This window comes from Aureispira sp. CCB-QB1, from assembly GCF_000724545.1.
In the GTDB taxonomy this organism is placed as follows: domain Bacteria; phylum Bacteroidota; class Bacteroidia; order Chitinophagales; family Saprospiraceae; genus Aureispira.
Map to the genome: position 1 here is coordinate 68,695 of NZ_JHBV01000037.1, position 12,103 is coordinate 80,797.

Annotated in this window: 8 protein-coding genes; 7 read left to right on the plus strand and 1 reads right to left on the minus strand. The window is 35.4% G+C overall.

Features of this window, described 5'->3' with window-relative positions:
• Nucleotides 1-172 precede the first annotated feature (172 nt).
• The gene (locus CG11_RS19130) at nucleotides 173-1,186 is read left to right on the plus strand and encodes a DNA cytosine methyltransferase (protein ID WP_052598446.1); all 1,014 of its coding nucleotides are present in this window, start codon (nucleotides 173-175) and stop codon (nucleotides 1,184-1,186) included.
• 57 nt (nucleotides 1,187-1,243) lie between these two features.
• Nucleotides 1,244-2,092, plus strand: a complete 849-nt coding sequence (locus tag CG11_RS19135) for an NgoPII family restriction endonuclease (RefSeq protein ID WP_072011007.1) — start codon at nucleotides 1,244-1,246, stop codon at nucleotides 2,090-2,092.
• A gap of 10 nt (nucleotides 2,093-2,102) precedes the next feature.
• Here CG11_RS19135 and CG11_RS19140 read toward each other — a convergent pair whose 3' ends face one another.
• Nucleotides 2,103-2,822 (minus strand): tetratricopeptide repeat protein, encoded by a 720-nt coding sequence (locus tag CG11_RS19140; protein ID WP_052598447.1) that lies wholly within the window; start codon nucleotides 2,820-2,822, stop codon nucleotides 2,103-2,105.
• A 596-nt stretch (nucleotides 2,823-3,418) separates the two neighbouring features.
• Here CG11_RS19140 and folP point away from each other — a divergent pair.
• The 5 genes from folP to uvrC all read left to right on the plus strand — a co-directional run bounded on the left by folP (nucleotide 3,419) and on the right by uvrC (nucleotide 12,016).
• Nucleotides 3,419-4,249, plus strand: a complete 831-nt coding sequence (gene folP, locus CG11_RS19145; RefSeq protein WP_052598448.1) for a dihydropteroate synthase — start codon at nucleotides 3,419-3,421, stop codon at nucleotides 4,247-4,249.
• A 71-nt stretch (nucleotides 4,250-4,320) separates the two neighbouring features.
• Nucleotides 4,321-4,929, plus strand: a complete 609-nt coding sequence (locus CG11_RS19150; protein WP_052598449.1) for a tRNA-(ms[2]io[6]A)-hydroxylase — start codon at nucleotides 4,321-4,323, stop codon at nucleotides 4,927-4,929.
• Nucleotides 4,930-5,165: 236 nt separating this feature from the next.
• Nucleotides 5,166-8,189: a hypothetical protein gene (locus CG11_RS19155; RefSeq protein ID WP_052598450.1), complete on the plus strand. Its 3,024-nt coding sequence runs from the start codon at nucleotides 5,166-5,168 to the stop codon at nucleotides 8,187-8,189.
• 325 nt (nucleotides 8,190-8,514) lie between these two features.
• Nucleotides 8,515-9,258, plus strand: coding sequence for a hypothetical protein (locus CG11_RS19160; protein WP_052598451.1), 744 nt, complete (start codon nucleotides 8,515-8,517; stop codon nucleotides 9,256-9,258).
• A gap of 904 nt (nucleotides 9,259-10,162) precedes the next feature.
• The gene (gene uvrC / locus CG11_RS19165; RefSeq protein WP_052598452.1) at nucleotides 10,163-12,016 is read left to right on the plus strand and encodes an excinuclease ABC subunit UvrC; all 1,854 of its coding nucleotides are present in this window, start codon (nucleotides 10,163-10,165) and stop codon (nucleotides 12,014-12,016) included.
• Nucleotides 12,017-12,103 lie beyond the last annotated feature (87 nt).

Consider the following 12,103-nt stretch of genomic DNA (forward strand, 5'->3'; position numbering starts at 1 on the left):
ACGTGATTTTTTATCTAAAAGGGCAAGCAATTATAAGATAATAAAAAACAAATTGTTTGATTTTTTAGGGATAAACTAATACCTTTGTAGGTGCCTATGGGCAAAAAATACCCCAAGCAAAAGGGACATGATTGGTTTAAAGTAGGCTACTCTGAGAAAAATAAATAATATGATGAAAATAGCTTCGTTTTTTGCAGGTGCAGGAGGCTTAGATTTAGGATTTGAAAAAGCTGGATTTGAGGTTGTTTGGGCAAATGAATACGATAAAGATATTTGGGAAACTTATGAGAAAAATCATCTAAACACCACCTTAGATCGAAGAAGTATTACAAAAGTAGAAGCTAATGAAGTGCCCGACTGTGATGGTATTATTGGGGGACCTCCTTGCCAAAGTTGGAGCGAGGCAGGGGCTTTGAGAGGTATTGATGACAAAAGAGGACAGTTGTTTTTTGATTTTATTAGAATCTTAGAAGCAAAGCAACCTAAGTTCTTTTTGGCTGAAAATGTAAGTGGTATGTTATTGCCTAGACATAGTCAAGCTTTGGAGAATATAAAAAAGATGTTTAAAGGAGCTGGTTATGAATTGTCTTTTAAATTGCTAAATGCCTCCAATTACAATGTTCCACAAGATAGAAAACGAGTTTTTTTTATCGGAATAAGAAACGATTTGAAGTTTGAATTTAAGTTTCCTGAAATCACTTTCCCAAAAATCAATCTTAGAGAGGCAATTGGTGACTTACAACATACTGTTATGCCTGCTTTAGAAGGAAATAAAACCAATGGAGAACGTTGCAAAGTCCCTAACCACGAGTATATGATAGGTGGCTTTTCATCCATGTTTATGTCTAGAAATCGGGTTAGAACGTGGGAAGAACAGTCTTTTACCATTCAAGCAGGGGGACGGCATGCCCCAATTCATCCGCAAGCACCTAAAATGCAATTGGTAGAACAAAACAAGCGCATCTTTGTTCCTGGAAAAGAAGAGCTGTATAGACGATTGAGTATTCGAGAATGTGCAAGAATTCAAACATTTCCAGATGATTTTATTTTTCATTATACCAAAGTAGCAGCAGGTTATAAAATGATAGGAAATGCAGTGCCTGTTAATTTAGCTAAGTTCTTAGCACAAAGTATCAAGCAGCAATTAGAAGAAAATGCCCTTCACAAAATTTCATTAAGTCAGTAACAAATTGTTCCTTAGAGTACGATTTGTAGTCCAGCAATTTCTTAATTACAACCAAATATGACCAATATCCTAGAGGCAATTAGTAATATAGTCGCATACCAAAAATTTGAACTTAAAACTACATACGGTGGCAAAAATAGGATGAATAATATAGGGGAGGCTTTAGAACAATATATTAAAGATGCTTTTGCCAATACTTTGAGCGAAGCATCTGAACTAAAGAAAATGGAAGTTTTTAACCAGAAATTTTCTTGGCTGGGCAATCAAAATCATCCACCAGATATTATGATAAAAGGTGGAGATGCTATTGAGGTGAAAAAAATACAGAGTGCCAATAGCTCTTTGGCATTAAATAGCTCCTATCCCAAAGCGAATATCCATGCTTCTAGTCCTATGATTACCAATGATTGTAGAAATTGCGAAGTGTGGACAGAAAAAGATCTTATTTATTGTATTGGTCATGTTACTAAGGAGCGTTTGCAATCTATTTGGATGGTATATGGGCATTTGTATGCTGCACAACATGCTACTTATCAAAGGATAAAAGAAACCATATCAACTGGTATTAAAACAATTCCCAACGTAGAGTTTTCTGAAACCAAAGAGTTGGGAAGGGTTAACCGTGTGGATCCTCTTGGAATTACAAATTTGAGAATTAGAGGGATGTGGCAAATAGAGAACCCTCGAAAAGTGTACCATTATCTACATCAAAAAACAACAGCAGCTTTTGAGTTGGTTGCAATTGTTCCTTTAGAAAAATATCAATCGTTTGAAAAGGAAAGCAGAACAAGGATAGAACAATTAGAGTCTTCTGTATTTAGCATAACAGCGGCAAACGTTAAAGACCCTAATAATCCTGCCAAATTGATTCCTTGTCAATTAATCAAATTTATATTACCTCAGTAGAGGAATTATTTTACTGCCCTTCACAATATTTATCGTATTGTCTGAGTGCTAAGGGATGTCCTAAGTTGGCTGCTTTTTTTATATCCGCACAAGCTTTATCGTGCAGCAAGACTTGAAGGTAGATTAGTCCTCGATAGTAATATGGAGTGGCAAATTTAGGATTAAACTCTATGGCTTTGGTATAATCTTCAATAGCACCTTTTAAATCATTTTCTTGCTGTTTTAGAAAAGCTAATTTGACATAAATATCTGCATTCCCACCATCCATAACCAATGTAGATTGAAAATCTTTTTTGGCTTCTTCGTATTGACCAAGTTGAAAGTAGGCTAAACCACGGTGATAAATATATTTTGACTTTTGTGGGTTTAGCTGAATTGCTTTGGTGTAATCAGGAATAGCGGATTCGTATTGTTTGACTTTTACCTTTGAAACAGCCCTATAAAAGTGTAAAATAGGAGCTAATTGAGGAAACTCATTAATTTTAAGTGCTTCGTCCAATATCTCAATACTTTTTTGGTAACGCCCTCCGTCAAAATGGACGATTGCTTCTTTCATAAGCGTTTCGGCATTTTCCTCTGGTTCTGGGGGAGGAAGCTGTGCAAAGTATTTCGCATTATTACCCTGATTGGCACTACTATCTATCGTAGATGTAGAGGTGCTGTCTTGGGCAAACAAAATACTATTACCAATTAGTAATAAGAAAAGTCCTATTGACTTTAATGGTCTCATACTGTATAAGTTTTGATGCTAAAATAAGAGTAAAGATAATGTTGAAATATTGAATAGAATAATTTTTAATGTCCAATTCTCAAATTCAACCTTTTGAGTGGTTTTATACAAAAGCTATACCGTCTCTGTATGAAAGTATTTTTAGAGACCGTTTCAGAAGTATTTTTTTCTTGAAAATATCGTCTCAAAAGCATAAAATAGATGCACAAATTTGGATAAGAAATTTTATATTTGTAATCTGTTTTAAGAAAATTGTAACACTTTCACTTTCTAAGTATTCTATCAGTACTTGGCAACCGCAAACAATAAGTATGAATTGTTTGTATACTCGCAAGGGTACCTAATTAAAAATGAATAAAGCCTGCCCCTAAATAGGCTTAGTATACTTATAAATTGGTGTGCAAAATGGGGTATTATATAGGGAAGCCAAGTAAAATATTCGTTGAAACCCTGTCGTAGCATCGTTGGTAAATCCTCATGAAAAGAAGTTCATGAAATCAATGCCACGCAGTAGCAGCATAGCCAATCAACGACTGCAAAGTAGCAGCACAGCTAATTACTAATGCAATGCTTAGTGGAATATTAGTATCAAATATATGACTATAAACTGTCGAGGAACACTATTAGATTTGTCCACTCCAATTGTAATGGGGATATTGAATATAACGCCTGATTCGTTTTTTGAGGGAAGCCGAATGAAAACAGAGCACGAAGTTCGGGGACAAGTTGAACAAATGCTAGAAGAAGGAGCTCGTATTATAGATATTGGAGGTGTATCTTCAAGACCTGGGGCTGATTTTGTACCTGTCAAGGAGGAACTAAATCGTGTTATTCCAATTATTGACTTATTAGTGAAGCATTATCCAGAAGCATTGCTATCAATTGATACGTATAGGGCAGAGGTAGCTAAAGAATCTATTCAGTCAGGGATACATCTTATTAATGATATTTCTGCATCTAGTATAGATGATGCGTTGTTGGATGTCGTCGCAAAAAATGAAGTTCCTTATGTGTTGATGCACATGCAAGGAACACCTGAAACGATGCAACAAAAACCTCATTATAAATCGGTCGTAGTCGATGTCTTGGATTTTTTGATTGAGAAAATAGCTTTGTTAAAAAAGAAAGGAATTGAAGATATTATTATTGACCCAGGATTTGGATTTGGAAAAACGATTGCTCATAATTATCAATTGCTTAATCACTTAGCTGTCTACAAAACATTGCAAATGCCAATTCTTGCAGGTATATCACGCAAATCTATGATATGGAAGGTATTGGGCAATACGCCTGAAAAAGCATTAAATGGAACAACAGCTTTACATGTAATTGCGTTACAAAATGGGGCAAGCATTTTGCGTGTTCATGATGTTAAACCAGCGATGGAAGCGATTCAATTGATGGAAATATTGGATAAGCATCAATAGCTATTTTAAACGAAAATAAACAGAAGACTATTATTACTTGACAAAGTAACTAGGATATAGAATAAATAAATATGGAAAATAAAAACAGTGGTAAGCGTGTATTGGGGATTCAATTGCCTACAGATCCTCGATGGGTAGATATGGCAGAAATGAGTCTTCAAGATATCTTAACCGATCATGCTTATTGTGAACAGAAGGCAACAACGAGTTGTATTAGTTTGATTCAACGTTATTCAGACAAAGAATTATTAGTTGAAAAAGTAACTCCTGTTGTGTCGGAGGAGTGGAGTCATTTTAGATTGGTGCTCAAAGAGCTAGAGAAGAGAGGGTTGAAGCTAGGGCGTCAAAGGAAAGATGAGTATGTCAATGGGCTGTTAAAATTTGTCCGAAAAGGAGTAACGCCTGATGAGCTGTTCTTAGATAGAATTTTGGTCTGTGCTATGATTGAGGCTCGGAGTTGTGAACGTTTTCGTTTGCTTTCTTTGAATATTAAAGAAGAAGCTTTGCGCAATTTTTACCATAAATTTATGGTATCTGAGGCAGGACATTACCGAATGTTTTTGGATTTAGCAGAGCATTATTTAGGCAAAGAACTGACACAAGAACGTTGGAAAGCTTGTTTGGAGTTTGAAGCCGATTTGGTCAAAGGATTAAAACCTAGAGCTGATAGAATGCATTGAATTATAAATAGTTAAGTTTTTTTTGCAACTATTTTATAAACTTATTGTCATTAGTATGAGCCACTAATATTTGTCATAGAGTCCCCCAGTTAATTGTTTTGAGTTTTTATGGTTGTAAGAGCTTGATTTAGAGTTTCTAAATGGGGTTCGTGCAACAAAGAGTTTACGAATTCAAAAATAATTTTACCATGCTCTTTCTTTAGTTGTCAATTTTCGTTACCGCAAAAAATCAAATTATGAAACAATTTTTTAACCTATTTATTTTCGTTCTTTTAGGAAATGTTGCTTTGGGGCAATGTAGCAACATATTTTCTAAAAATATTAAGCATGGAAATATGCATAGCTTAATGACGAATTCCCAAATTTTAGTTGCTCGAATAGATTTTGACTACAGTATAAAGTTTGAAAATTCTGAAGAGGGAATTACGGCTATTATTACCACAACAGGGCACAATTCAACTTTAATCAAGCCGTTGGAAAAAGACGATAAACTCATGTTTATTTCTTCTACGGGTGCCAAACGCCCCTACAATTTTATTTATGATAGTGAAAAAACAACTATCAGGAATAGAGCTGCTTATGTAAATACACTACAGTTGGATTTAAAAGCATTGGAGTGGATTGCAGAAAACACCATTTCGCAAATACGCTTGGTGAATATGGTAGAAATGAAAATGTATCCTTATTCTTTGGATGCTGCTCGACAAGCACAGCTTCAACAAGCTGCAATGTGTTTTTTGAAGGAATTGGATCCTTCTAAGGTCAAGGATAAAGAGGTGACTGCAAGTATGGGAGAGCTTGCTAACAGCAACAAATCGACTGCGAATAAGTCTGCTGCTGCTGCAATTGCTAGAACTTCTGGCTCTCCATGCGATCAATTGACAGATGAAGAGGAAAAGGAATTGAAAAGAGAACTGGCTTTGCGCAAAGATGCTTTGAGAAATGAAATTGCTGAAATTAAGGCTCAAAATGATAAAATCAAAGCTCGTTTGGCTAAGGATATCGCACTTTCAAAAGAAAATGCTGCCAAAACACAATCAGAGATTGCGCAGCAAGTATTGGATGCAAGAAAAAAGGCAAATATTGAAATTGAGAAGGCAAGAGAAGAAGTGGCAGAAGCAATTGCCGAAGCTCAAAAAACAGCTAAAACAATTGTTGAAAAAGCTCAATTAGAAGCATTACAAACCAAAGAAAAATCCAACCAAAAAATTCAAGAAATACAGGCTGAAGAAGCTGCCAAAGTTGCGGATGCTCGAAAAGTTGCTGCGGAACGAATCGCTGAAGCCAATCAACAATATAAAACAGCTAAAGAACAGTATACGGTAGAAATTCAAACTATTAAAGAAACGGTTGAAGATGAATTAAAGGAAATTCAACAAGAGGTGGCGCAAAAGATTGCTGATGCCAAAAAACGAGCTGAAGAAGAAAGAAACTTGACAGCAAAGGATGTTTCTAATGCAAAACAATCTGCTGCTGCTGAAATTCAAGCCGTGCGTGAAAAAGTGGCGGTTGATATTGGTGATGCTAAAAAGAAGGCGGCTGAAGAAAAACAAAAAGTGCAATTGGATCTTGCTGAGTCAAAAAGAAAAGCTTCAGAGGAGGTTGCTAAAATAAAAGAAAAAGCGGCTGCTTCGATTGCCGAAACGTTGGATAAAGCAGCAGAAGAGCGCGAAAAAATTGCCAAACAGATTGAAACCGAACGTGGCTTGGCAGCAGAGGAAATTGCTAGAATCAAGGCTAGTGTTATTGATGCGAAGAAGAATGCTGCTAATGAAAATACCAAAACAGCAGAAGAAATTGCTGCTGCTAAAGAAAAAGCAGCTGCTGAAATTGCTAAAACAAAAGAACTGACTTCAGAAGCTGTGATTAAGTCACGTGAAGAAGCGGAGGCTAAGAAAAAGGAAATTGCTAGTGAGGTGATTGTTGCTAAGGAAAAGGCAGCGGAAGAAATTGCTAAAATTGCAGCGGAAGTCAAAAAGAAAATTGAGGCTGCCAAAGAAAATGAAGCAAAAATCAAGGAAGAGTCTGCTCTTCAGGTTGCAGAAGCAAAAACTAAGGCTGCTGCTGAAATTCAAAAAGCTCAAGACGAGGCTATTTCTAGAATTGAATCGGCCAACTTAGAGGCAAAAGATGCTAAAATTAAGTATGTAGAGGATGTCAAAACTTCTCAAGAGGTAGCTGCTAAACGCATGCAGGAAATCAAAGAAGAAACTACTAGACAAATTCAGGCAGCCAAAGAAAATGCAGCTAAACTTAAAACAGCTACTATTGAAGATATTGCAGAGGCAAAGGCAAAAGCGGCAGAGGAAATGCTAGCAACGCAAGAAGCTACGTTGAATAGAATTGCTGCTTTAAAGGAGCAAGAGGCCAATACGAAGCAGGAAACTATAGAATCCATTGCTAAAATGCAACAAGAGGCAGCTGAAGAACGTGCTAAAATAAAAGAAAATTTAGCTAATGGAGTTGCTTCTGATAAAGAAAGAGCAGCTCTTGAACGCCAAAAAGCAGTCAATGAAATTGCTGCGTCTAGGGAAAAAGCAGCTAGAGAGATTGCTAAGGCAAAATCAGATGCTGCTTCAACAATTGAGGATATTAGAGCCAATACAGTAGCAGCTGAAAAAGAAGAAACGTTGCGTTTGTTAAAAACGAGAGAAGAAGTAGCAGAGCAAATTGCGTTGACTAAAGAAAAAGGTGCTATGGAAGTGGCAGAGGCAAAAGCAGCTGCAGAAGATAAAAAAATTAGCATTAAAAAAGAATTGGATGAGACAGTTGCCAAAGCTCAAAAGGATATGGCTGAGGCGAAAGAAAATGCGGCTAATGAAATTGCTGCAACCAAAGAAAAAGCAGCTTCTGAAATTGCTGATGCTAAAGCAAAGGCAACCGCAGAAATTCAGCGCATTCAAAAAGAAAATATGGATGCTAAAGCAAAATTAGATGCTAACTTAAAAGCAGCACAAGAAGAAAATGCCACTGCTATTGCTACTGCCAAAGAAAAGGCAGCGGCAGAGATTGCTAAAACAAATGAAAAAGCAGCAGAAGAAATTGCTAAAAGTAAAGCTAAAGTAAAAGAAGAACAAGATAAAGCAACTGCTGCTGTAGCTGCTGCTAAAGAAAAGTCAACCGCAGAAATTGCTACTCTTGATGCTGCAATCAAAGCAAAACAAGAGGAAATTGATGCTCAGGAGAAAAAACTTAAAATTTTGACAGAACGGGTTGCCGAAATGCGCAAAGAGGTTAAAGAAGGTGGAAAAAGTAACTAGAAATTCTTGATGAAAAATATTTAGAAGGCTATTTGGCAGCATTGCTAAGTAGCCTTTTTTGTTGGGAAATAGTTTGATGTGGTCGATACCGCATTTTATAATCTAAAGCTGGGCAGATGAATGTACTAGTTTTTATTTCAAGAGACATTATTAGAGGAAATAAGTTCTAAAATAAAATTATATGTAAAATATTTATTGAGAAAGAAAGCCCTAATTAAGGTAACAAGGTATTTAAAAAGGACATTTATTTATGTACGAACATTTCTTTAGATAAACAATATAATTCCCCCCTGAATTATATTTGAAATTAAATAACAACACCACAATGACAAAGATGAAGTCCCTAATTACCCTATCCCTATCTTTTATTTTTTTTATTACCCCATTTTTTGTTTCTGCTCAAAGTTTTGATTGGCAAGGTCGCTGGGAGGCTATCGTTAGTAGAAAAACGTTCTGTAACATTCATATCGTAACAGACCTAATCGATGGTCAAAGCAAGCCAACGGCTATTTTAGAAGGTTTAATTAATGAAAAACCTTTTCGAATTACCTGCGATATCAAGGAAATCCCTCAGCGAAATTCTATTGTGCTGCACAAAGCTGCTGATGTGGAAGGTCATTCAGAATACAAAACAACAGAGCCTTTGCTTATCTTGGCCTTAAATAAGGTGGGTAATCAGTATATAGTGAATCCTGTTTGGGTGCAACTAGACCTTACAAAAGGTTATGCCAATAAAAGCTGTGTGGTACGAAAGGTCTCGAATCCTCGTTATAGAGGAACCTACACACTTAGCGAAGAAGGAGTTAAAACCGCACTAACAATTAGTAAAGTTAAAAGAGATGGTTTTCAGGCGACTGTAGAAACTTCTGAAAATGGTATTACTTGCGATTGTCGGTTTCAAGCAAAACACTTGGCAGTTTGTTACCCCAATGATGAAAGAGGGGTTTTTTACTTAGATTTTAATGAATATGGAGTTAAGATGGTTCAGAATTATGATCATAATATCTATAGCAGCGAATCTGTAAAAGGAAATGGTCCTCTTGTGCTTAATACAACCCTAACGAAATAGATGTATATAGGGTATATATACGATCACCTTTGAAAAAATATAGGCAACCCTCAACATAATAGCACGTAGCTAAATGTCTGTATTTTATACAGCTCTTCGTCTTGAAAATATATCTTATTCTACTGATATATTGTTAATAACAATTCTATTCGCTCCTCGATCTATACGAATATTTACTATAGGTAAGAGCTCAAAAACAATTCTATTTTCTCACGTAATTCCTGATGTCTATTAAACAAAGCGTATTAATAGACTAATTGTTATGTCCTAATTGGAGCTTCCTTTTGATAAGTAATAAACTTACCCACAATTACAATAAATAACCCACCTCTTAAAATGATGAACTAGAAGAAAGGGACTGTCTTATAATGTCTTATCACATGATTTTTTGCCTGTTGCTCTCGTGCTAAAAGTATTATTTTTCATGCAAAGTATATAAAAAGTAAACAGTATGAAAAATAATATTTCTTTATAAGTAAAATAGGTTTGTTTGTAATTAGTTTATTTTGAGTTGTTTATAGTTTTATTTTCCACGAAGAGATAAGTAAAAATATGATTTGGCAAAAATGAGTCATAGGATGGCTAGAATTTTCTATTCTATTAAGGACAAAAGATAGATCTTTGCTTTATAACAATTGAAATCGTTTTACTCCTACTAATTTAAAACAAAAAATAGACGAGTAATTAGTATTGAGTTTTGAATAAAAAAGGTGTTTGCTTAGTCCCTGAGGAACACCTTAAAATATAAAAGTGTAGTGTAAATTTAGTTTTGTGATAAATGCCAACGTGTGTGAGTTGGCATTTTTTTTTGCAACCATTTGTAGTTTTGTATAGCAACAAAAATGATTATTGGCTGTTTTATTTTGATAAATAGTTGTATATTTTGCCACACTACTAAATTATTATGACAAAAGACGATTACAAAAAAATAGCGCCTAATTTTCCTACTCAACCAGGAGTATATCGTTTTATAGACAAAGACGATGTAATTCTTTATATAGGAAAAGCGAAGCACCTAAAAAAGAGAGTTTCTTCTTATTTTGGGAATCGAAAAGACATGCGTAATAAGACGCGGATTATGGTGCGAAAGTCGGTTAGAATAGAATATACAATTGTAGATACAGAACAAGATGCTTTGTTATTGGAGGCTACATTGATTCAAAAGCACCAACCACGATTTAACGTGATGCTAAAGTCTGGAAAGCCTTATCCTTATATTTGCATCAAAAAAGAGCGTTTCCCAAGAGTCTTTATTACTCGACAAGTTTACAAGGATGGTTCTAAATACTTTGGTCCTTATGTCTCTAAGCGTAGAATGTACGCTATTTTAGAGTTAATTAAAAATTTGTTTCAATTACGTACTTGTAGTCTAAATTTGTCCGAAAAAAATATCTTAGAAGGAAAGTTCAAGCCTTGTTTGGAATACCATATCAAGAATTGTTTGGCGCCATGTGTAGGTTTTGAAACAGAGGAGGAGTACAACGAAAAAGTAGACCAAGTTGCTAATATTCTGAAAGGGCATTTTGCATCAGTTAAACGATATTTAAAAGATGAGATGCAGAAGCATGCTGAAAAATTACAGTTTGAGCGTGCTCAAGAGATAAAAGTACAATATGATGCGCTAGAAAATTATCAAGGCAAATCGACGGTTGTTAATCCTAGTATCAGGGATGTTGATGTATTTAGTTTGGAGCAGGATGATGAAATAGCTTACTTCAATTATTTAAAAGTAGTTGATGGAGCTATTATTAATACCTTTACCATGGAGTTGGACAAAAACTTAGATGATGATCAAGAGGATCTATTAGTTTTTGCGATACAGACGTTGAGGGAAAAATATCAGAGTATTGCTCCCGAAGTGATTGTGCCGATTGACATTCCGTCTGTTTGGGAGGGAACAACGATTACCATTCCTAAGATAGGAGATAAGAAAAAACTGCTAGAATTATCGGAGAAAAACTTAGCTTATTATGTTTTGCAAAAGCGTAAGCAAGCTGCCTCTAGAGCCAACAAACAATCAACTGCTGAAAAAGTGATGGAGATTATGAAAAAAGACCTTCAAATGTCTGTCCTTCCATTACACATTGAATGTTTTGATAATTCGAATCTACAAGGAACCAATCCTGTTGCGGCTATGGTCTGTTTTCGACATGGAAAACCTTCTAAGCGAGATTACAGGCATTATCATGTTAAGACAGTCGAAGGTCCCGATGATTTTGCTTCTATGGAAGAAATTGTATACCGACGATACAAGCGTCTTTTGGAGAGCAATAAAACATTGCCCCAATTGATTATTATAGATGGAGGGAAGGGGCAATTGAGTGCTGCTGTCAAGAGTTTGAAGGCGTTGAGTATTTATAAGCGTGTTACAATTATAGGAATTGCCAAACGGTTAGAAGAAATTTATTTTCCAGAGGACAGCGTACCCTTGTTATTGAGTAAAAAATCACCTACACTTAAAGTTATTCAACAAGCTCGAAATGAAGCGCATCGCTTTGCTATAGAATTTCACCGGTTGATACGCTCCAAGAAATATGTTTCTACGCAATTAACAGAAATCCCAGGTATTGGGAAAAAAACAGCCGAAAAATTACTACAGGAATTTGCTTCCGTTGAAAAAATAAAAACGGCTGAACAAGAAGCGCTAGAAGCTTCTGTTGGTAAAGCAGCGACCAAGAAAATTTTTGCTCATTATGGTTTAACTTATAAAGAGACCGAAAAAAAGAAAGACAAACAAGAGAAGAAAAAAAATAAATAGGTATTAGACATTATCGTACATTAAAACTGTAAACAAAAAAGTGAAAAAAAAGTATAAATACAAGAAAGTAGTGTGAAAAAGGTAGAA